General features: G+C 73.3%; 18 protein-coding genes. 10 read left to right on the top strand and 8 right to left on the bottom strand.

The window, feature by feature from the left end; genetic code table 11:
- Window positions 1–50: 50 nt before the first annotated feature.
- Window positions 51–1049 (bottom strand): helix-turn-helix domain-containing protein, encoded by a 999-nt coding sequence (locus CHF15_RS15110; protein ID WP_089224451.1) that lies wholly within the window; start codon window positions 1047–1049, stop codon window positions 51–53.
- Between the two features lie 136 nt (window positions 1050–1185).
- On the opposite strand from CHF15_RS15110, the gene CHF15_RS15105 reads away from it, so the two are divergent.
- Window positions 1186–3216 (top strand): thioredoxin domain-containing protein, encoded by a 2031-nt coding sequence (locus tag CHF15_RS15105; protein WP_179279795.1) that lies wholly within the window; start codon window positions 1186–1188, stop codon window positions 3214–3216.
- A gap of 50 nt (window positions 3217–3266) precedes the next feature.
- Here the strand turns inward: CHF15_RS15105 and CHF15_RS15100 are convergent, their stop codons facing one another.
- Both CHF15_RS15100 and trhA read right to left on the bottom strand, forming a co-directional pair.
- Entirely contained in the window at window positions 3267–3878 is a 612-nt protein-coding gene (locus CHF15_RS15100) for a TetR/AcrR family transcriptional regulator (RefSeq protein WP_089224286.1), read from the bottom strand.
- Between the two features lie 96 nt (window positions 3879–3974).
- Window positions 3975–4676, bottom strand: a complete 702-nt coding sequence (gene trhA / locus CHF15_RS15095) for a PAQR family membrane homeostasis protein TrhA (protein ID WP_179279794.1) — start codon at window positions 4674–4676, stop codon at window positions 3975–3977.
- A gap of 255 nt (window positions 4677–4931) precedes the next feature.
- On the opposite strand from trhA, the gene CHF15_RS15090 reads away from it, so the two are divergent.
- Entirely contained in the window at window positions 4932–6752 is a 1821-nt protein-coding gene (locus tag CHF15_RS15090) for a phosphoenolpyruvate carboxykinase (GTP) (RefSeq protein ID WP_089224284.1), read from the top strand.
- A 190-nt stretch (window positions 6753–6942) separates the two neighbouring features.
- Here the strand turns inward: CHF15_RS15090 and CHF15_RS15085 are convergent, their stop codons facing one another.
- From CHF15_RS15085 to CHF15_RS15070, 4 genes are all read right to left on the bottom strand, one after another.
- Window positions 6943–7344: an SCO4983 family protein gene (locus CHF15_RS15085; RefSeq protein WP_089224283.1), complete on the bottom strand. Its 402-nt coding sequence runs from the start codon at window positions 7342–7344 to the stop codon at window positions 6943–6945.
- Between the two features lie 93 nt (window positions 7345–7437).
- Window positions 7438–8649 (bottom strand): pyridoxal phosphate-dependent aminotransferase, encoded by a 1212-nt coding sequence (locus CHF15_RS15080; RefSeq protein WP_089224450.1) that lies wholly within the window; start codon window positions 8647–8649, stop codon window positions 7438–7440.
- A gap of 76 nt (window positions 8650–8725) precedes the next feature.
- On the bottom strand, window positions 8726–10294 hold the full coding sequence (locus tag CHF15_RS15075) for an N-acyl-D-amino-acid deacylase family protein (RefSeq protein WP_089224282.1): 1569 nt from the start codon (window positions 10292–10294) through the stop codon (window positions 8726–8728).
- Between the two features lie 866 nt (window positions 10295–11160).
- Entirely contained in the window at window positions 11161–12411 is a 1251-nt protein-coding gene (locus tag CHF15_RS15070) for an alanine racemase (RefSeq protein ID WP_089224281.1), read from the bottom strand.
- A 113-nt stretch (window positions 12412–12524) separates the two neighbouring features.
- Here CHF15_RS15070 and CHF15_RS15065 point away from each other — a divergent pair, with 113 nt between their 5' ends.
- The 3 genes from CHF15_RS15065 to CHF15_RS15055 are packed head-to-tail and all read left to right on the top strand — an operon-like array spanning window position 12525 to window position 14604.
- Window positions 12525–13448 (top strand): sugar kinase, encoded by a 924-nt coding sequence (locus CHF15_RS15065; protein WP_089224280.1) that lies wholly within the window; start codon window positions 12525–12527, stop codon window positions 13446–13448.
- Window positions 13445–14203 carry an IclR family transcriptional regulator gene (locus CHF15_RS15060; RefSeq protein WP_089224279.1) on the top strand — a complete coding sequence of 253 codons (759 nt, stop codon included), beginning with the start codon at window positions 13445–13447 and terminating at the stop codon, window positions 14201–14203. The genes CHF15_RS15065 and CHF15_RS15060 overlap by 4 nt, the downstream gene beginning before the upstream one ends.
- Window positions 14200–14604 carry a RidA family protein gene (locus tag CHF15_RS15055; protein ID WP_089224278.1) on the top strand — a complete coding sequence of 135 codons (405 nt, stop codon included), beginning with the start codon at window positions 14200–14202 and terminating at the stop codon, window positions 14602–14604. The genes CHF15_RS15060 and CHF15_RS15055 overlap by 4 nt, the downstream gene beginning before the upstream one ends.
- A 107-nt stretch (window positions 14605–14711) precedes the next feature.
- Here the strand turns inward: CHF15_RS15055 and CHF15_RS15050 are convergent, their stop codons facing one another.
- Window positions 14712–16217, bottom strand: coding sequence for a chitinase (locus CHF15_RS15050; protein WP_089224277.1), 1506 nt, complete (start codon window positions 16215–16217; stop codon window positions 14712–14714).
- A 231-nt stretch (window positions 16218–16448) separates the two neighbouring features.
- On the opposite strand from CHF15_RS15050, the gene CHF15_RS15045 reads away from it, so the two are divergent.
- The 5 genes from CHF15_RS15045 to CHF15_RS15025 are packed head-to-tail and all read left to right on the top strand — an operon-like array spanning window position 16449 to window position 21362.
- A complete protein-coding gene (locus CHF15_RS15045; RefSeq protein ID WP_089224276.1) occupies window positions 16449–17342 on the top strand; it encodes a hypothetical protein in 894 nt (297 codons plus the stop codon).
- 12 nt (window positions 17343–17354) lie between these two features.
- Window positions 17355–18068 (top strand): Flp pilus assembly protein CpaB, encoded by a 714-nt coding sequence (gene cpaB / locus CHF15_RS15040; RefSeq protein ID WP_089224275.1) that lies wholly within the window; start codon window positions 17355–17357, stop codon window positions 18066–18068.
- The gene (locus tag CHF15_RS15035; RefSeq protein WP_089224274.1) at window positions 18065–19630 is read left to right on the top strand and encodes an AAA family ATPase; all 1566 of its coding nucleotides are present in this window, start codon (window positions 18065–18067) and stop codon (window positions 19628–19630) included. The genes cpaB and CHF15_RS15035 overlap by 4 nt, the downstream gene beginning before the upstream one ends.
- On the top strand, window positions 19627–20028 hold the full coding sequence (locus CHF15_RS15030; protein ID WP_089224273.1) for a TadE/TadG family type IV pilus assembly protein: 402 nt from the start codon (window positions 19627–19629) through the stop codon (window positions 20026–20028). The genes CHF15_RS15035 and CHF15_RS15030 overlap by 4 nt, the downstream gene beginning before the upstream one ends.
- Window positions 20025–21362: a CpaF family protein gene (locus CHF15_RS15025; RefSeq protein ID WP_089224272.1), complete on the top strand. Its 1338-nt coding sequence runs from the start codon at window positions 20025–20027 to the stop codon at window positions 21360–21362. Before CHF15_RS15030 ends, CHF15_RS15025 begins: the two co-directional genes overlap by 4 nt.
- The last annotated feature ends 2 nt before the right edge of the window (window positions 21363–21364 follow it).

The following is a 21364-nucleotide window of genomic DNA, read 5'->3' as shown; positions in this document are numbered from 1 at the left end:
GCATGGCGGGGCCCGCCGGATCCGTCCGGCGGGCCCCGACCGCCTTCCGCTCAGAGCCAGTTGCGGCGCGCCGCGTGCCAGCCCAGCTGCATGCGGGTGGCGACGCCCGCGAGGTTCATCAGCCCCTGGATGCGCCGCTGGACCGTGCGCTTGCTGACGCGGAGCTGCCCGGCTATCGCCTCGTCGGTCATCCCGGCGACCATCAGGGACAGCAGGTGCCGGTCCTCCGCGACCGGAGCCGCGGGATCCGCCGGGGCCGCGCCCCCGATCTGCCCCTCCTCGGTCACCCGCAGCGGGGCGGCGACCTCCCAGTAGTGCTGGAACAGGTCGATCAGCGCCTCCAGCAGGCTGCTCTCGCGCACCAGCGCCGTCTTCAGCTGCCGGGGACCGGCCGGCGTGCCGGCGGAGGAGAGCGGAAGGACGGCCAGCGACCGGTCGGCCACCGCCATCCGCAGGGGCAGCCGGGGCACCGCCCGGGCGACCTCGCCCGCGCGCACCCCCCTGACGACGTGGTCCACCGCGCCGGGGTCGTCGAAGTAGGCCTGCTCGTACAGGACCCGGTACAGCACGCCCCGCCCCAGCGCGTCGTACTCCTCCCGGTTGCTCCCCGCGGGCATCGCCACGTGGCGGGCCTTGCAGAACCACAGCATCTCGTGGCGGACGCCGTCCTGGAGCTGCCGCAGACGCTGCCGCAGCGCGGCCGCGCCGCTGATGACCTCGATCGCCTCCCCGGCCCCCCAGGAGCGCGCGCTGCGGCGGTAGGTCTCCACCAGCCCGAGCACGACGGCCCGGTCCTGCTCCAGGGCCTCCGCGTGGCGCTGCAGCCGCGGTACGAGGGCCACCTCCGGCGGGATGACCGCGTACGCGCCGGGGCTCTCCTCCACCGCGTACGCCAGCCCCTTGGCCTCCAGCGCGAGCAGCAGGGCCCCGACCGCCGGGGGCCCGAGGCCGGTACGGCCGGAGACCTCCTCGGCCGAGGCCGACTCGGCGTCGAGCAGCAGCCGGTACACCTCGGCCTCGGCGGCCGTGAGACCCACCGTCTCCAGCATGTCGCCCTCTCCCATCACCGTCCGGCGATCGATTCCATCAGCACGAACGGCCGCGGACAACGTCCGTTGCCGCGGGCAACCGGCGTCGCCGCGCGGGTACGGGACGCCGGACGGGGCGATGTGTGAGGCTGGGGGCATGGCCAATCGACTGAGCGGATCCACGTCCCCCTACCTGCTGCAGCACGCGGACAACCCGGTGCACTGGTGGCCGTGGGGCGAGGCGGCCTTCGCGGAGGCGCGCGAGCGCGGTGTGCCGGTGCTGCTCAGCGTCGGGTACAGCAGCTGCCACTGGTGCCACGTCATGGCCAGGGAGTCCTTCGAGGACGAGGCCACCGCGGCGTACCTCAACGAGCACTTCGTGCCGGTGAAGGTCGACCGCGAGGAACGCCCCGACGTCGACGCCGTCTACATGGAGGCCGTGCAGGCCGCGACCGGGCAGGGCGGCTGGCCGATGACGGTCTTCCTGACGCCGCAGGGCGAACCCTTCTACTTCGGCACCTACTTCCCGCCCGCCCCGCGGCACGGCATGCCCTCCTTCCGCCAGGTGCTGGAGGGCGTCGAGGCGGCCTGGCGCGAGCGGCGCGACGAGGTCGGGGCGGTCGCGGCGAGCATCGTGAAGGACCTGGGCGGACGGTCTCTCGCCCCCGCCGGCACGGCCGCCCCGGGGGAGGAGCAGCTCGCCGCGGCGCTGCTGGGGCTCACCCGGGACTACGACGCCTCGTACGGCGGGTTCGGCGGGGCGCCCAAGTTCCCGCCGTCGATGGCCCTGGAGTTCCTGCTGCGGCACCACGCCCGCACCGCCTCCGAGGGCGCGCTCCAGATGGTGCGGGACACCTGCGAGGCGATGGCCCGCGGCGGCATCTACGACCAGCTCGGCGGTGGCTTCGCGCGCTACGCCGTGGACCGCGGGTGGGTGGTGCCGCACTTCGAGAAGATGCTCTACGACAACGCGCTGCTCTGCCGGCTGTACGCCCACTTGTGGCGCGCCACCGGATCCGACCTGGCCCGCCGGGTCGCCCTGGAGACCGCCGACTTCCTCCTGCGCGAACTGCGCACCCACGAGGGCGGCTTCGCCTCCGCGCTCGACGCCGACAGCGACAAGCCGGGCGGCGGCCACGGCGAGGGCGCCTTCTACGTCTGGACGCCGGCGGAGCTGGAGGAGGTCCTCGGCAAGGAGGACGCGGCGCTGGCCGCCGAGCACTTCGGGGTGACGGAGGACGGCACCTTCGAGGAGGGCGCGTCGGTGCTCCAACTCCCCTCCGACGCCGGGTTCGCGGACGCCGAGCGCATCGCCTCGGTGCGCGGGCGGCTGTTCACCGCCCGGGAGGGACGGCCCCGCCCCGGCCGCGACGACAAGGTCGTCGCCGCCTGGAACGGGCTGGCGATCGCCGCGCTGGCCGAGACCGGGGCGTACTTCGAGCGCCCGGACCTCGTCGCGGCCGCCGTGGAGGCCGCGGACCTGCTGGTGCGGGTCCACATGGACGAGCACGGCCGGCTCGCCCGGACCTCGCGGGACGGCACGGTGGGCGGCAACGCGGGCGTGCTGGAGGACTACGCCGACGTCGCCGAGGGCTTCCTCGCGCTCGGCGCGGTGACCGGCGAGGGCGTGTGGCTGGACCTCGCGGGGCTCCTTCTCGACTCCGTACTGCGGCACTTCACCGGGGAGGACGGCACGCTCTTCGACACCGCCGACGACGCGGAGGCGCTGATCCGCCGGCCGCAGGACCCGACCGACAACGCCGCCCCCTCGGGCTGGACGGCCGCGGCCGGCGCGCTGCTGTCGTACGCCGCGTACACCGGCTCGTCCCGCCACCGCGAGGCCGCGGAGCGGGCGTTGGGCGTCGTGGGCGCCCTCGGCGGCCGGGTGCCGCGGTTCATCGGCTGGGGTCTGGCCGTCGCCGAGGCGGCGCTCGACGGCCCGCGCGAGGTCGCCGTGGTCGGCCCGGCGGGCGACCCGGACACCGCGGCGCTGCACCGCACCGCGCTGCTGGGCACCGCCCCGGGCGCGGTGGTCGCCGTGGGGGAGCCCGGCGCCGACGAGTACGCCCTCCTGGCCGACCGCCCACTGCTGGGCGGCCGCCCCGCGGCCTACGTCTGCCGGCACTTCGTGTGCGCGGCGCCGACCGCGGACCCGCAGGCCCTGGCGGAGCAACTGGGCGCGCGCTGACGTTCGGCGGCGAGCCGCGTCCCCCGGGACCCGTCGCCGCCGGTCGCTGCCTAAGGGCGGAGGTTGGCCGCGAGCAGTTCCAGCGAGCGGTCGAGGACGGCGCCGGGGTCGGCGGTGCCGTCCGAGTCGAGCCAGTGGAAGACCGCCTCGGACCAGGCCCCGAGCACGGCGGCGACGACGACCCGGACCTCGAGGTCGTCCCCGGGGCGCCCGAGGCGCTCGGCCGTGACGGAGGCCAGCAGCCGGCCGGCCTCCCGGACGCGCTCGCCCATGCGCGCGCGGACGGCGGGCACCGAGCGCGCCAGGCGCAGCCGCTGCCGCAGCTCCTCGAGGTCGCCCTCATCGGCGAGCAGCCCGCGCAGCGGGCACAGCAGGACGTGCCGCAGCGAGGAGACGACGGGCTCCTGCGCCGGACGGGCGCGCAGTTCGGCCACCATGGCGGGGCCGCGGCCGTCCGAGAGGACGATGTCCTCCTTGGTGGGGAAGTACCGGAAGACCGTGCTGGCCGAGACCTCGGCCGCCTCCGCGATCCGCTCGACGGTGGTCCCGTCGTACCCCTGCGCCGCGAAGAGCCGGAGGGCGGCGCTGCGGATGGCCCGCCGGGTCCGGATCTTCTTGCGCTCGCGGAGGCTCGGCCCGGTCGGTACGGTCACGCCCGTCATTGTCGTGCATCGACGGTGTGCCCGGCCCCGCAGGCCCCGGCGGGCACGGGGCACCGGACTCTCATGACAGTGACTACCAAAAGGGAGCGACTGTCACTACGCGTGGTTGTAGGCCACCAGCGAGATGCCCACGTAGTGGACGATGAACGCGGCCAGCGTGAACGAGTGGAAGACCTCGTGGAAGCCGAAGAAGCGCGGTGAGGGGTTGGGGCGCTTGGTCCCGTAGACCACCGCTCCGACGCTGTACAGCAGGCCGCCCACGACGATCAGCACGAGCACGGCGATGCCGCCGTGCCGCAGGAAGTCGGGCAGGAAGAAGACCGCCGCCCAGCCCAGCGCGATGTAGCAGGGCGTGTAGAGCCAGCGCGGCGCCCCCACCCAGAAGACCCGGAAGGCGATGCCCGCCAGGGCACCCGCCCAGACCAGCCAGAGCAGGACCTCCTGCTTGCCGTCCGGCAGCAGCAGGAGCGTGAAGGGCGTGTAGGTCCCCGCGATGATCAGGAAGATGTTCGCGTGGTCCATCCGGCGCAGCACCGCCGAGGCCCGGGGGCCCCAGTCGCCGCGGTGGTAGAGCGCGCTCACACCGAACAGGGCGCAGGCGGTGAGCGTGAACACCGCGCAGGCGATCCGCCCGCGGGTGCTCTCGGCGAAGGCGGTCAGGACGACCCCCGCGACGAGGACGGCGGGGAACATCCCGGCATGGAGCCACCCCCTCAGCTTCGGCTTCAAGGGGGCGGCGGCGGATGCGAGTTCTTCAAGGGCGGCGGGCACAACGGGAGTCTCGTCCACGGAGCTCATGAAATCAATGCTACCTACGGTTGCGTAGGTTACCGATACGTAGTAGGCGGTGTCGCCAGGCGTTGGGAGTGGCGTTGCTCACCCCACGCGCCCTGGACAGATCGCGTTTCCTGTCCTGATACTCATATGAGTGCGGACGGCACCGGATGAGCATCCCACGACAGCAGCATCCGGGTCGCAGCCCCCAAGGGGCCGACAACAACACCCTCGGAATCTGACGCCAGGTGAGTGCACACCGGGCGGAACGGAGCGATCGTGGCGCGCGTCAATGCGGCTCCCACCAATCACCAGGACCTGATCGCATGGGTCGGCGAGATCGCCGAGCTCACCCAGCCGGACGAGATCGTGTGGTGCGACGGCTCCGAGGAGGAGTACCAGCGCCTCGCGGACGGGCTCGTCTCGAAGGGCACCTTCAGGAAGCTCGACCCGATCAAGCGCCCCAATTCGTACTACGCCGCCTCCGACCCGACCGACGTCGCTCGTGTCGAGGACCGCACCTTCATCTGCTCCGAGCAGGAGCAGGACGCCGGCCCGACCAACCACTGGAAGGCCCCCGCCGAGATGCGGGAGATCTTCAGCGGCGAGAACGGGCTGTTCCGCGGCGCCATGCGGGGTCGCACCATGTACGTCGTCCCGTTCTGCATGGGCCCGCTCGGCTCCGAGCTGTCCGCGATCGGCGTGGAGATCACCGACTCCGCGTACGTCGCCACGGCCATGCGGACCATGACGCGCATGGGCCAGGACGTGCTGGACGAGCTCGGCGAGGACGGCTTCTTCGTCAAGGCCGTGCACTCCGTCGGCGCCCCGCTGGAGCCCGGCCAGGAGGACGTCCCGTGGCCGTGCAACTCCACCAAGTACATCTCGCACTTCCCCGAGAGCCGTGAGATCTGGTCCTACGGCTCCGGCTACGGCGGCAACGCCCTGCTCGGCAAGAAGTGCTACGCCCTGCGCATAGCCTCGGTCATGGCCCGCGACGCGGGCTGGCTGGCCGAGCACATGCTCGTCCTCAAGCTCACGCCGCCGCGCGGCGGGGTCGAGGCCATCAAATATGTCGCCGCCGCGTTCCCGAGCGCCTGCGGCAAGACCAACCTCGCCATGCTGGAGCCGACCATCCCCGGCTGGACCGTGGAGACCATCGGCGACGACATCGCCTGGATGCGCTTCGGCGAGGACGGCCGCCTCTACGCGATCAACCCCGAGGCGGGCTTCTTCGGCGTCGCGCCGGGCACCGGCGAGCACACCAACGCCAACGCCATGAAGACCCTGTGGGGCAACTCGGTCTTCACCAACGTCGCCCTCACCGACGACAACGACGTCTGGTGGGAGGGCATGACCGAGGAGCTCCCGGCCCACCTCACGGACTGGAAGGGCAATTCCTGGACGCCGGAGTCCGGGACCCCGGCCGCCCACCCCAACGCCCGCTTCACCGTCCCCGCCGCGCAGTGCCCGACGATCGCGCCGGAGTGGGAGGACCCCAAGGGCGTGCCGATCTCGGCGATCCTCTTCGGCGGCCGCCGCGCCTCCGCGGTGCCGCTGGTGACGGAGTCCTTCGACTGGCAGCACGGTGTCTTCCTCGGCGCCAACGTCGCCTCCGAGAAGACCGCCGCCGCCGAGGGCAAGGTCGGCGAGCTGCGCCGCGACCCCTTCGCGATGCTGCCCTTCTGCGGCTACAACATGGGCGACTACTTCGGTCACTGGGTCGAACTCGGCCGGCGGCACGACGCCGCCAAGCTGCCGAAGATCTACTACGTGAACTGGTTCCGCAAGGACGCGGACGGCCGGTTCGTGTGGCCGGGCTTCGGCGAGAACAGCCGCGTGCTGAAGTGGATCGTCGAGCGCCTGAACGGCCAGGCCGAGGGCGTCGAGACCCCGATCGGCGTGCTCCCGGCCGAGGGCTCCCTGGACACCGGCGGCCTGGACATCTCGAAGGAGGACCTCGACCTGCTGCTCTCCGTCGACGTCGAGACCTGGCGGCACGAGGCCTCGCTCATCCCGTCCCACCTGGAGACCTTCGGCGACCACACGCCGAAGGAGCTGTGGGACGAGTACCGGGCCCTGGTCGAGCGCCTGGGCTAGCTTTCGCCGGAATCCGGGCGGCCCGGCCCTCCCCGTGCGTGCGGCGCGGGCGGGCGGTCCGGTGGTGGGCGTGGCCCGGCCGCGGGGGTCCCCGACCCTTACCGTCGCCCCGCGGGCGGACCGAGCCGACCCTCACACCGGGGGCCGGGACCGGAGGCGACGACCTCCGGTCCCGGCCCCCGGGCGTTGTTCAGACGGCTGCGGTGTGGACCGCGATGTGGCGCTCGGCGAGCGCCACGGCCTCCGCGTTCTGACGTGACTCGGCGACCACCAGGGCCCGGCCGGCGAGCGCGCGCGCCCTTCGGTGCAGGGCCGCCACACGGGCCGCCTCCGCGTGCCCCCGTCCGGCCGGAGCCGGCGAGAGCCGCAGCGGGGGATGCCCTTGGTGCAGACCCGCCACGGCCTCGGCGAGCTGCTCCGCGGCACGGTCGAGCTCAGGGCAGGGCTCCATCGCCCGCAGCTCGTCGGTGACGGTCAGCAGTGCGGCGAGGTGTCCGGCGAGCTGGAGGTCCAGCTCCTCGTCACGACTCCGACGCGGAAGGGTGGGCGCCACCGCCGTATGGACCGATTTGGTGCGGATCGGTTCGTACATGGATGCACTCCTCCTGCAAACAGGAGTACATCCTACCTTGGACTCAGTCTAAGGAGGGAGGGTTTCGAGGCATCGCGATGACCGGCGTCCGGGCTACGGCTGCCCGTAGCCGTCCAGGAAGCGCGCGATCCGGCCCACCGCGTCCGCCAGGTCCTCCTTCGCGGGCAGCGTGACCAGGCGGAAGTGGTCCGGCTCCGGCCAGTTGAAGCCGGTGCCCTGCACCACCAGGATCCGCTCGGCCCGCAGCAGGTCCAGCACCATCTGCTGGTCGTCCTTGACCTTGTAGACCTTCGGGTCCAGCCGGGGGAAGGCGTACAGCGCGCCCTTGGGCCGCACGCAGGTCACCCCGGGGATCTGCGTGAGCAGCTCGTACGCCACGTCCCGCTGCTCGGCCAGCCGGCCGCCCGGCAGCACCAGGTCCTTGATCGACTGCCGGCCGCCCAGGGCGGTGGCCACCGCGTGCTGTGCCGGCACGTTCGCGCACAGGCGCATGTTCGCCAGGATCGTCAGGCCCTCGAGGTAGCTGGTCGCGTGCTCCTTCGGGCCGCACACCGCGAGCCAGCCGCTGCGGTAGCCCGCCACCCGGTACGCCTTCGACAGCCCGTTGAAGGTGAGCGTCAGCAGGTCGGGGGCGATCGCCGCGGTCGGGGTGTGGGTCACGTCGTCGTAGAGGATCTTGTCGTAGATCTCGTCCGAGCAGACGATCAGGTTGTGCCGGCGGGCGATGTCGGTCAGCTGCCGCAGCAGCTCGTCGTCGTAGACCGCGCCCGTCGGGTTGTTCGGGTTGATGATCACCAGCGCCTTGGTGCGGTCGGTGATCTTGCGCTCGATGTCCGCGAGGTCGGGGAACCAGTCCGCCTGCTCGTCGCAGCGGTAGTGCACCGGGGTGCCGCCCGACAGCGACACCGCCGCCGTCCACAGCGGGTAGTCGGGCGCCGGGATCAGCACCTCGTCGCCGTCGTCCAGCAGCGCCTGCATCGACATCTGGATCAGCTCGGAGACGCCGTTGCCGAGGTAGACGTCCTCGACGTCCAGCTCGATGCCCTTGGTCTGGTAGTGCTGCATGACCGCCCGCCGCGCCGGGAGGATGCCCTTGGAGTCGCCGTAGCCGTGCGCGCCGCCGAGGGAGCGCAGCATGTCCTCCAGGATCTCCGGGGGGCACTCGAAACCGAAGGCGGCGGGATTGCCGGTGTTCAGTTTCAGGATGCGGTGACCCGCCGCCTCCAGCCGCATGGCCTCCTCCAGCACCGGGCCGCGGATGTCGTAGCAGACGTTGGAGAGCTTCGTGGACTGGATCACCTGCATGTCCGCGAGCTTACGGCCACGCACCGGGGACCGCCCCGTGTTCTTGGCCACGTATGCGCCGAATGGTGAAGTGGCGCTACCTTCCCCGCCCTTTCTCGTTGCGCACCGAGCGCCCGGCCAGGATGTCCGTCCGGCGGCCGTCCTCGATGACGAACCGCCCGTCGACGAGCACGTGCGGGATGCCGGTGGGCGGTGTGCGCGGCGCCTCGTACGTCGCGCCCGCGGCGACCGTCCCCGGGTCGAAGAGCACCAGGTCAGCGCGGTGGCCCTCGCGGACCAGGCCGCGGTCGGACAGCCCCAGCCGTGCCGCGGGGCGGCCGGTGAGGTGCGCGACGCACTCCTCCAGGCCGAGCACGCCGAGCTCGCGCACGTAGCGGCCGAGGTAGTGCGGGAAGGTGCCGTACGCCCGGGGGTGCGGCTTGTCGCCGACGAGCAGGCCGTCGCTGCCGCCGGTGTGGACGCGGTGGCGCATGATCGCCCGGACGTTCTCCTCGTCGCCGACGTGCTGCAGGACCGTCGTGCCCAGGCGGTCCTCCAGCAGCAGCCGGCGGGCCGTCGCGAAGTCCGCCAGCCGGCGCCCCACATGGCCCGCCAGGGCGGGCTCGCGCACCCCGGAGACCTCCAGCGTCCGCCACTCCACGGGCACGCCGTGGCAGCCGTCCGACCCCTCCACCTCCATCGCGTGCCGGATGCGCTCCGCCTGCGCGTCGTCCCGCAGCCGGGCGAGCGTCGCCTCCGGCCCGCCCTCCGTCGCCCAGCTCGGCAGGGTCGCCGCGAGCGTCGTGCAGCCCGGCAGGTAGGGATACGTGTCGAGGGTGATGTCCGCCCCCGCGGCGAGCGCCTCGTCCAGCAGCGCGAGCAGCTCCGGCGCGCGGCCCGCGTTCACCCCGAAGTTCATCGTCGCGTGCGCCAGGTGCAGGGCGCAGCCCGCCTCCCGGGTCACCGCGACCATCTCCGCGTAGGCCTCCAGCGCGCCGGCGCCGTAACTGCGGTGGTGCGGGCAGTAGTAGCCGCCATGGGCGGCCACGACCCGGCACAGCTCGGTCAGTTCGGCGTCCGAGGCGTACATCCCCGGGGTGTACGTCAACCCGGACGACATCCCCACGGCGCCCTGCGCCAGCCCCTCGGCGACCAGTTGCCGCATCCGGTCCAGCTCCGCCGGGGTCGCCGGGCGGTCCTCCCACCCGACCGCCAGCATCCGCACGGTGCCCTGCGGGACCAGGTACGCGGCGTTCACGGCGATGCCCCGGTCCAGGCGGTCCAGGTACTCGCCGACGCTGCGCCAGTCGTACACCAGGCCCTCGGAGTCGCCGTTCCACCCCGCGAGCTGGCTGCGCAGCATGCCGAGGGTGCGGTCGTCCACGGGGGCGTACGACAGGCCGTCCTGGCCCAGCACCTCCAGGGTCACGCCCTGCGCCGCCTTCGCCTCGTGCGCGGGGTCCGTGAGCAGGGCCAGGTCGCTGTGGGCGTGCATGTCGATGAACCCGGGGGCGAGCGCGAGGCCGCGGGCGTCGAGGGTGCGGCGTGCGCCGGGTACCGTCCCGATCTCCGTGATCCTTCCGCCCTCGATGCGGACGTCCGCCCGGTACGCCGGGGTTTCCCCGGTCCCGTCCACGATGGTCGCGCCGCGAATCGCCAAGTCCATGCGGGGCTCTCTCTTGTGCGTGCGTTGTGGTTGCGGTCGGTGGGTGTGTGCGGGTGCGTTGTGGTTGCGGTCGGGGGTGCCCCTTGCGGCCGGTTGTCGTGTGCGGGTCCGTTGCGCCTGCGGCGGGCTGTCCCCCGCCCTCCCGCCCGATTGCCCGGCGCGGTTGGTGCGGGCCTGCGCACGTTGTTGTGGGGTCGGTGCCGCGCCGGCGCACTCCCCCAGCCTTCGGCCGGGGGGACCCCCAGAACGCTCGCGGTTTACCCCTGCATCATTCGGCGCCCGGGTTCGCCGCTCGTCGTTTCCGGGCGCACCCCGCCACACCCCCTCCTCTTGTGTGGGCGCATGACGGCCGGAGGGGGGTAGAGCGGTCCGGGGTTGCCGCACACGCCTCACCGAACGCCAACGGCCGTCAGGCGCTCTGTGGGCGAGAGGGGCTATCGGAGCGTTCGGGCCGATCCCGCCCTCACCCCGGCGCTCGCCGTGCCCCCGGCCACCGGGGCGCGCACCGGTGCTTGGCCTTCGGCCGGGGGACCCCTGGTGGAGCCAGTTTCCGGCGGTGCGGGGAGGGGTGCCACCCCGTCACCCCTCACCGGCCGTTGTCGCCCAATGAAACGGAGGGGGCGGGGTCGTAGGGGTGGGCGTTCTGGACGCTGACGTGTATTTGTTGTGCGGCATCCGGGGCGGCAAGAGCGGGTGCCCGCCATGCACATAAATATGCGGTACAGAATGCCCACCCCGGAGGCCCCGTCCCCGGCCCACCACGAACCGCGCGAGGCCCGCACCAACCATCCGGGGCAATCGGGAGGGAGGGCGGGGAAACCCCCAACCGCAACCACGACGCACCCGCACACAACAACGAACCGCCGTCAGAAGAACGTGCGGACGAAGTCCGTGACAACCCCGCCCTCGCCCACGACAGGAACAAGCTGCCACTTGTCGAACGCCGTGCACGGATGCGACACCCCCAGCCCCACCCAGTCGCCGACCGCCAGGTCCCCCGCCCCGGGGGCGACGTCCACGAACGCGTGCTGGTCGGCGAGCTTGGTGACCGTGAGCCCGGCCGCCGGGACGGCGGAACCGTCGGCGCGGCGCACGACCTGCGGCACCGGGAGGTCGAGGTCGTACGGCGCGTCGCGCTTGCCCGCGTTGAGGAGGGCGAGGCCCGGCTCGGGCCGGGAGAGCACCTGTGCCCACAACCGGAACGCGGGTTCGAGCGACCCCTCCGCGGGGATGCGGTCGTGGAACGGCGTCAGATCGCGGTAGTGGACGTCGTCGTGGGTGACGTACGCCCCGGACCGCAGCAGCCGCAGCACCGGCAGGGACAGCTCCCCGAGCGTGCCGAACGCGTCCGCCACCGCGTCGAACCACTCGCTGCCGCCCGCGCTCACCACGATCTCCCCGGCCTCGGCGAACCGCCCGGCCGCGTCGAAGTCACGTGCCAGCGAGACGAGTTCGCCGAGCCATCCGCGCGGGTCCGGGGCCGCCGCCTCGTAGCCCGCGACGCCGACGAGCCGCAGGTGCCGGGCCGCGGCGACCGCGTCGGCGACGCGCGCCGCCTCCGCGGAGCCGCGTACGCCGGTGCGGCCTCCCTCCGCGCCGAGTTCGACGACGACGTCCACGACCGCCGTGAGGGCCGCGTCCATCAGCTCCACCCCGCGCACGGAGTCCACGTAGCAGACGAAGCCGAACTCCGGGTCGCCCGCGACCTCACGGGACAGCCAGCGCAGGGCGGCCGCGTCGACCAGCTCGTTGGCGAGGAAGACGCGCCGCACGCCGAACGCCCGGTAGACCCGCACCTGGTGCGGGGTCGCGGCGGTGATGCCCCACGCGCCGTGCGCGAGCTGGCGGGCGAAGAGCTGCGGGGCCATGGAGGTCTTGCCGTGCGGCGCGAAGGCGAGGCCGTGCCTGCCGGCCCAGTCGGCGAGCTGGGCGAGGTTGTGCTGCAGGGCGGGTTCGGAGAGCGTGAGCAGCGGTGTGGTGAAGCCGCCGTCGAAGACGGTCCGGCGCTGGGCGGCGAGTTCGCCGACGGTCAGGCCGTCGGCGTCCGGCGGGAGTCCCTTGAAACGGTGGTCCACCCGCTCCCGGTGCAGCTCGTCGATGCCCGTGACCTGGTCCATCCCGCCTCCGTCCGGAGTCGTTGCAATATGTGCAACGCCCGTTGCGTGCTGTGTTTCCGGCTGTCTAACATCCCGGCCAGCACCGGGTCAACGGTGCGCGGAGAGGAGCGGAAGTGACCGGGACCGCGGCCGTGGACGTCGTGTGCGTGGGCGAGTCCATGGTCACCTTCGTCCCCTCCGCGCCCGGGCAGCGCCTCGCCGACGCGGCCGCCTTCGACCGCGGGACGGGCGGCGCGGAGTCCAACGTGGCCTGCGCGCTGGCCCGTCTGGGCCATGCCGTGCGCTGGATCAGCCGGGTGGGCGCCGACCCGTTCGGGGACCACCTGGTGACGGCGGTCGCCGCGGCCGGCGTCGACGTCTCGGAGGTGCGCCGCGATCCCGGCCGCCCCACCGGTGTCTACTTCCGCACCGGCGACGGCGAGGTCGCCTACTACCGGGCCGGTTCGGCCGCCACCGCCATGAACCCGGGGAACGTCGGCCGGCGCGACGCCTGGGCCGGCCGGGTGCTGCACCTGTCCGGCATCACACCCGCCCTCTCCCGGGGGTGCGCGGACCTCGTCCACGCGCTCACCGCCCCCGGGCCGGGCCGCCCGCTGGTCTCCTTCGACGTCAACCACCGCCCCGCCCTGTGGCGTTCGGCCGACCCGCGGCGGCTTGCCCGGCTCGCCGCCCGCTGCGACCTCGTCCTGGTCGGCGAGGACGAGGCCGCAGCCGCGTGGGGCCTGCCGGACGCCGACGCCGTGCGCGAGGCGCTGCCGGGTCCCGCCGTCCTCGTCGTCAAGCAGGGCGCGCGCGGTGCCATCGCGTACGAGGGCTGCGCGGACGGGGTGTTCGTGCCCGCGCCGGACACGCCCGTCGTCGACCTCGTCGGGGCCGGTGACGCCTTCGCCGCGGGCTTCCTGTCGGCGACGCTGCGCGCGCTCCCGCTGCGGGACCGGCTCGCCCGGGGCCACGCGCTGGCCGCCGCGGTGATCGGGGTGCGGGGCGACTCACTCGCCGTCCTGGGCGACGAGGCGTGGGGGAGACTGCGCGCATGAGCCAGACCGTGGACCGCGCGCTGCGCATCCTGCCCCTGCTCGCGGAGGGGCCCGCCAACCTCGAACAGGTCGCCACCCGCCTGGACGTGCACAAGTCCACCGCGCTGCGCCTGCTGCGCACCCTGCACGAGCACGGCATGGTCTACCGCCAGGACGACCAGCGCTACCGCCTCGGAGCCCGGCTGTTCGCCCTCGCCCAGGAGGCGATGGAGAACCTGGACGTCCGCGGCATCGCCCACCCCCACCTCGTGGCCCTCAACGAGCTGACCGGGCACACCGTCCACCTCGCGGTGTACGAGGAGGGCGAGGTGGTCTACATCGACAAGGTGGAGAGCCGCTACCCGGTGCGCATGTACTCGCGGATCGGCAGGCCCGTCGCCATCACCGTGGCCGCCGTGGCGAAGCTGCTCCTGGCGGACCTGCCCGAGGCGGAGCGGCGCGCGGTCGCGCGGACCCTGGAGTACCCGCGCTACACCGCGCGTTCCACCACCGACCCCGCCGCCCACCTCGCCGAACTCGCCCGGGTCCGCGAGCAGGGCTGGGCGAGCGACCTCGGCGGCCACGAGGAGTCCATCAACTGCGTCGCCGCGCCGATCCGCGGCGCCGACGGGCGCGTCGCGGCCGCGTGCTCCATCTCCGCCCCCAATGTGGTCGTCAGCGCGGAGGAGTTGCTGAGGCTGCGTCCGCGGGTCCAGCACACCGCGGAGGCGATCAGCCGCGAGTACTCCGGAAGACCGAGCGAAGGAACCAGATGAGCGAGAAGACCGCGATCACCCCGGCCGGCCACACCACCCCGCCGGCCAGGTTCTCCCACGGCGTCCGCAAGGGCAGCATCCTGCAGGTCGCCGGCCAGGTCGGCTTCGGCCCCGCCGTGCCGGGGCAGGCACCCGCTCCGGTGGGGCCGGGGCTGCGGGAGCAGACCCTGCAGACCCTCGCCAACGTGCAGGCGGTGCTGGAGGAGGGCGGCTCCTCCTGGGAGGACGTCGTCATGATCCGGGTCTACCTCACCGACACCGCGCACTTCCCCGAGTTCAACGCCCTCTTCGACGAGTTCTTCGCCGGCCTCAAGGGCGCCCCCGCCGCCCGTACGACGGTCTACGTCGGCCTGCCCGCCGGGCTGCTCGTCGAGATCGACGCGCTCGCGGTCCTGGACTGAACTGCCGGCCCGGCTGCCGGGCGTCGCGCCGCGGTCGGCGGGACACCGCGCCCCCGGGGGACGGGACCTCTCCCGGGGGCGCGGTGCGTCGGTGACGGTCCCGCCGGTTACGGCAGCCCGTGCACGTGGGGGCCGACGGTGTTCGAGAAGGCGTTGCCGTTCGTCGCGTCCCAGTTGGTGGACCAGGTCATCGCGCCGCGCAGCCCCGGCCAGGTCGTCGGCGGCTTGAAGGAGCCGCAGCCGGTGCCCTTGGTGAGGCAGTCCAGGGCGTTGTTGACCACGGCCGGCGACACGTACCCGCTGCCGGCCGCCCGGGTCGAGGCCGGCAGGCCGATGCCGACCTGGGAGGGGGCGAGACCGCTCTGCAACTGGATGCAGGCCAGCGCGGTGATGAAGTCGACGGTGCCCTGCGCGTACACCTTGCCGTCGCAGCCGTTCATCGTCCCGCTGTTGTAGTACTGGGTGTTGACGACGGTCAGGATGTCCTTGATGTTCAGCGCGGTCTGGAAGTAGCCGAAGGACGTCGACTGCATGTCGATGGTCTGCGGGGCCATCGTGATGATCAGCCCGGAGCCGGCCTTGGCCGACAGGGAGCGCAGCGCCTGCGTCATCCAGGTCGCGTTGATCCCGTTCTCCAGGTCGATGTCGACCCCGTCGAAGCCGTACGTCTGCATCAGCGAGAAGACGCTGTTGGCGAAGTTGTTCGCCGAGGCCGAGTCGCTGACGCTGATCGTGCCGTTCTGCCCGCCGACGGAGACGACGACTTTCTTGCCGGCCGCCTTTTTGGCCGCGACGTCGGCCTTGAACTGGTTCACCGGGTAGTTGAGCGCCGGGTCGAGCGTGAAGGAGACCGCGCCGGGCGTGGTCGTGGCGTCGGCGAAGCTGACGGCGATGATGTCGTACTGGGCCGGGACCTGCGCGATGGTCTGGACGGCCGCGCCGTTGTCGAAGTTCTGCCAGTAGCCGGTCAGCACGTGCTTGGGCAGCGAGCCGCCACCGGTGGGCGTGGGCGTGGGCGTCGGGGTGGGGGTCGGCGTCGGCGTCGGCGTCGGGGTGGGGTCCGTCGGCGTGGGGGTCGGGGTGGGCGTCGCGGTGCCGGGCGCGCCCAGCAGGCTCACGTCGTCGGCGAGGAAGGCGGGCTGGGCGTACCAGCCGTGCACGTAGACCGTGACCGAGGTGGTGCTCGCGCCGGTGGTGAAGCTGGTGGACAGCTGCTGGTACGAGGACGCCGACGGGGTCCAGGTGGAGACCTCGGTCATCCCGCTGCCGCTCGCGCCGAGGTAGACGTACGAACCCTGGACGAAGGCGCTCAACCGGTACGTGGAGCCCGGCCGGACGCTGATCGTCTGCGAGCAGCGCGCGTTGTCCGAGGAGGACGGGGTGGCCTGCAGGGCCTTACCGCCGCCGTGCACCGGGCCGCTCACGGCGGTGCCACTGGAGGCGGTGCAGGTCCAGCCGGACAGGCCGCTCTCGAAACCGCCGTTGGTCACGAGGTCGGGGTCCGCGGCGCTGGCGTTGCCGGACGTGGCGACGAGTCCCGCCACCGCGAGGGCGGCGGCGCCGACGGCCGCCGCGGCTCTGAGGGCGGTGCTCCGTGGGCGTGCGTGTTCCACTACTGCCTCCTGGGGGCGAGGAGTTGGGCGGGTACGCGAGTGGCCACTCTTATGTGGACGCAGTTTGGTCCAGACCAATCCCGCGGTCAATACCTCTGTCGGCGTGCGTAGTCCGGCGTCCCGCGGGTACCACCGACTTCATCAACTGTTCGGCGACTTTCCGCACTGCTCCGGCTACGCAGGGATAAGCTCTCCGGGCAGGGACTGGGCGGGAGTTCCGGGAGGTCGCGGGTGTCGAGCGTCATAGCGGTCACGGCGGACGATCTCGCGCTCCCGCTGGAGCAGCACGTGATGCGCACCGCGGCGGCCCTGGAGGCCCACGGCCACCTCGTCGTACTCGTCCCGCCGGAGCCCACCGATCCGCTGCGCCGCCGCGTCCACACCGTGCGCGCCGCCCTGGAGGCGGACCGGGTCGCGATCGTCCCGGTCGACCTGCCGCCGCTGGCCGCCCTGCTCCTGGCGGAGCAGCTGCGCCAGCTCGCCGCCACCGACCTCGGGCCGGGTGTACTCGCCGGTGCCGCGCGGCTGCTGTCGCACTACCTGCACTCCGGCGCCCTGCTCGGCTCCGTCTCCCGGCTCGACCGGGTGGACGTGCCCGTCGGCGCCCATCTGAAGTCCCTCGTGCCCGGGCGCCACTTCGCCGTCCTCGCGCACCCCGAACCGCACCTGTCCGAGGCACGGCACGACGCGGTGCCGGCCGGGCCGGCCTTCCTCACCCAGCTCGCCGTCGCCCAGGGCCACGGCGTCGACGCCGGCTGGGTCACCGGGCCGCTGGCCCGCGCCTGGCGGAGCCTGCACGTGCGGGAGGTACCGCTGCCGGCGGACTCCGCGCGCTGGTGGGGCACCGGCAGGCTCGTCGAGTTCACCGCCTACATCGCCGACGTCGGCGTGCTGTACCAGCTGGTCACCTCGGTCCGCCGGGACACCTGCGGCTGGTGCGGGCTGGCCGTCATCGGCGACCGCTGCCTGTTCTGCTCGGCCACGGTGGACGGGCAGCAGCGCGTCCGGCCCCCCGAGCGTCCGCGCCAGGTCGTGCACCCGGGCCCCCACGCGCCCTCCCTGGCGCCCAGGGCGTCCCCCGCCCCGCAGGTATCCCCCCACCAGCACTCGGCACTTGAGCGATAGGGCCCCACCTCTATGAACTCACGTCAGCGTCGCGGCGTCGTCCTCCTTGTGGTCTCCGCGCTGTGCGCGCTCGCCGCGTTCGCCGGGGTCGTCAGCGTCATCGGGGACGCCCGCTCCCAGGTCGGGCCGAAGGTGACCGCGTACCGGCTGGCCGCGGACGTGCCCGCGTACGAGGCCGTAGGCCGCGGCCAACTGCAGGCGGTCCGGATACCCGAGCGGTGGCTGCCCGCCACCGCCGTCCGCGATCTCGGCCGGCTGGACGGCAAGATAGCCGCCGTCCCGCTGCACCGCGGCTCCCTGCTGCAGACGGACATGGTCGCCGAACGGCCCGCGCTGCAGGCCGGGCAGATGGAGATCGCGATCATGATCGACGCGGAGACCGGCGTGGCCGGGAAGATCACCCCGGGGGCGAGGGTCAACATCTTCGCCACCTTCGCACCACGCAGGGACACCGACCCCGAGGTCTCGAAGATCATCGTCGCGGGTGCCCGGGTCATCGACGTCGGCGAGATCAAGGCCTTCGACACCGGGGCCGACAACCGCCGCGTCAGCAGCCAGGGAGTCCCCATCACCTTCGCCCTCGGCGCCGCCGACGCCCAGCGGGTCGCCTTCGCCGAGTCCTTCGCCCGGCACGTACGCCTCGCCCTCGTCGCCCCGGGGGACGCGACCGCCCCCGCCGAACGGGACCGCACCTACACCCTCGCCCGCGACGGAGCCGCCTCGTGACCGGCGTACGCATCCTGTCGGGCACCCCCGACCCCGACACCGCCCGGGCCCTGACCGGGGTCCTCCACCAGCTGCCCGGAGCCGAACCCGGACCGGCGCTCCCGGACTCCACCACCCTGCTGGACGTCCTCGCGCGCGCCGCCGAGACCGGGGTCGACGAACTGCCCGAGGTCGTCGTCGTCCACGACCGCATCACCCCGGTGCCCGCGCTCGAGGTCATCCGCGAGATCGCGCTCCGCTTCCCCGCGGTCGGCGTCATCCTGCTCACCGCCGACCCGAGTCCGGCCGTCCTGTCCGGCGCGATGGACGCCGGGGCGCGCGGCGTCGCCGGGGTGCCGCTGTCGTACGACGAACTCGGCACCCGCGTCGAGGCGGCCGCCGCCTGGGCGGCCGGCGTACGCCGCCACCTCAGCCCCCGGCAGCCCGCGCTGCCCGCCGTGCCCGGGGGCAGGCTGGTCGCCGTGGCCGGGGCGAAGGGCGGGGTCGGCACCACCGTCGTCGCCGTCCAGCTCGCCCTCGCCGCGCGGGCCGCCGGCAAGTCCACCGCCCTGGTCGACCTCGACCTCCAGGGCGGCGACGTCGCCTCCTACCTCGACGTCCAGTTCCGCCGCTCGGTGGCCGACCTCGCGGACATCGCCGACGTCACCACCCGCGTGCTGCAGGACGCCATGTACGCCCACGAGTCCGGGCCCGCGCTGCTGCTCGCGCCCGGCGAGGGGGAACGCGGCGAGGAGGTCACCGACCGCGCCGCCCGGCACGTACTGCACGCACTGCGGCAGCGGTACGAGGTCGTGGTCGTCGACTGCGGCACCCAGATGACCGGCGCCAACGCGGTCGCCGTCGAGACCGCGGACACCGCGCTGCTGGTCACCACGCCCGACGTGGTCGCCGTGCGCGCCGCCAAGCGCATGGTGCGCATGTGGGACCGGCTGCAGATCCGCAAGCCCCAGGACGTCGTCGTCGCCGTCAACCGGCACACCCGCGGCAGCGAGATACAGCCCTCGCTGATCGCCCGGATCACCGGTACCCGGATCGCCTCCGCCGTGGTCCCCGCCGCCTTCCGGGAACTGCAGGCGGTGGTGGACGCCGGACGGCTCCAGGACCTCGACAACCGCTCCACCGTCAAGCAGGGCGTGTGGACGCTCGCCGCGGAGATCGGCCTCACCGGGCCCGGGCAGGCCGTGCCGTCCCGCCGGGGCCGCCGCGGCCGCGGCGAACAGGGCCAGGTCGTCCTGGAGACGCTCGGCATGACACCGCTGATCCTGCTGGTGCTCGTCCTGGTCTGGCAGGCGGTGCTGACCGGGTACACCTTCACCCTCGCCGGCCACGCCGCCGACCGGGCCGCCCGCGCGGCGGCGGTCGGCGAGGACGCCCGGGCGGCGGCCGCCGAGGACCTGCCGGGCGCCTGGGGGATCGAGGACTTCGGCACCACCGGGACCGACGGCATGGTCGGGGTCACCGTGGGCCTGAAGGTCCCCGTCCTCTTCCCCGGCGCGATCGACTTCCCGCTGACCGTCCACGGCCACGCCTCGGCCGTCGACGAAGAGGCGGCCGCACCGTGACGGCCCGGACCCGCCGCGCCCGCCCGCGCTCCCGCGACCGCGGCAGCGCCTCCCTGGAGTTCCTGGGGATGCTGCCGATCCTGCTGCTGATCGCCCTCGCGGGCGTGCAGTTGGGCCTCGCCGCCTACACCGCGGCCCAGGCCGGCACGGCCGCCCGCGCCGCCGCGCGCATGGCGGCGCTGCACGACCCCCCGGTGAGCGGCTCCGTGGCGGGCACCCAGGCCGTGAGCTCCTGGCTGCAGGACGGCACCCGGATCGGCACCACCGGCGACAGCGGGGACTCGGTGCGGGCCACGGCGACCGTGGAGATCCCGTCGGTGCTCCCGGGCCTGAGCCCCGGCTCCGTCACCCGGACCGCCACGATGCCCAGGGAGGACGACGAAGGGGCCGACGAATGAGCCTGCGCGACCGCATCGCCGCGAACGAGGACACCGCCCCGCAGACGCAGGAGGGCCACCTCGTCGCCGTCTACCGGGCCAAGCTCCTCCAGGAGATCGACCTCGCCGAGATGTCCTCCCTGGCCGCCGCCGAGCGCCGGGTGCGCCTGGAACGCGTCCTCGGCCACATCATCAGCCGCGAGGGCCCGGTGCTCTCCACCAAGGAGCGCACCGGCATCATCCGCCGGGTCGTGGACGAGGCCCTGGGCCTGGGCATCCTCGAACCGCTGCTGGAGGACGCCTCGATCACCGAGATCATGGTCAACGGCCCGGACCGCATCTACATCGAGCGCGCCGGCCGGGTGGAGCCCGTCGCCGCCCGGTTCAGCAGCCCCGAGCAGCTGCTGCAGACCATCGAGCGGATCGTGTCGACCGTCAACCGCCGGGTGGACGAGTCGAATCCGATGGTGGACGCCCGCCTGCCCTCCGGCGAGCGCGTCAACGTCATCATCCCGCCGCTCTCGCTGACCGGCCCCGTCCTCACCATCCGCCGCTTCCCCCGCGCGTACGCCCTGCACGAGCTGATCGGCCTCGGCACCCTCGACGAGCACATGCTGATGCTGCTCTCCGCGCTCGTGCGGGCCAAGTTCAACATCATCGTCAGCGGCGGCACCGGCTCGGGCAAGACCACCCTGCTCAACTCGCTGTCCGGGCTCATCCCGGACGGCGAGCGCATCATCACCGTCGAGGACGCCGCCGAACTCCAGCTCCAGCAGGAGCACGTCGTACGCCTGGAGAGCCGGCCGCCCAACGTCGAGGGGCAGGGCAGGATCACCATCCGCGACCTCGTGCGCAACTCGCTGCGCATGCGCCCCGACCGGATCATCGTCGGCGAGGTCCGCGGCGGCGAGACCCTCGACATGCTGCAGGCCATGTCGACCGGCCATGACGGCTCGCTGGCCACGGTGCACGCCAACTCCGCCGAGGACGCGGTGCTCAGGCTGCAGACGCTGGCCTCCATGTCGGAGGTGAAGATCCCCTTCGAGGCGCTGCGCGACCAGATCAACAGCGCCGTCGACGTCATCGTCCAGCTGCGCCGCGACGTCGACGGCACCCGCCGGATCTCCGAGATCGCCGTGCTGTCCTCACGCGGCCGCGACACCTTCCGGCTGACCACCGCGACCCGCTTCCGCGCCGAGCCGATGGGGCCCGACCGGATCGTGCGGGGATGGTTCCACCACCAGCCCGTACCGCGGGAACTGGCCGAGCGCTTCCACCTGGCGGGGGAGTCCGTGCCGGCGGCGTTCGGGATCGGCGAGACGGAGCTGGAGCTGTCGAGCAGGGAGGCGAAGTGAAC

It is taken from the genome of Actinacidiphila glaucinigra (assembly GCF_900188405.1).
Taxonomy (GTDB): domain Bacteria; phylum Actinomycetota; class Actinomycetes; order Streptomycetales; family Streptomycetaceae; genus Actinacidiphila; species Actinacidiphila glaucinigra.
The sequence above is the reverse complement of the archived record's forward strand: the minus strand, read 5'-3'. Positions and strand labels throughout refer to the sequence as shown.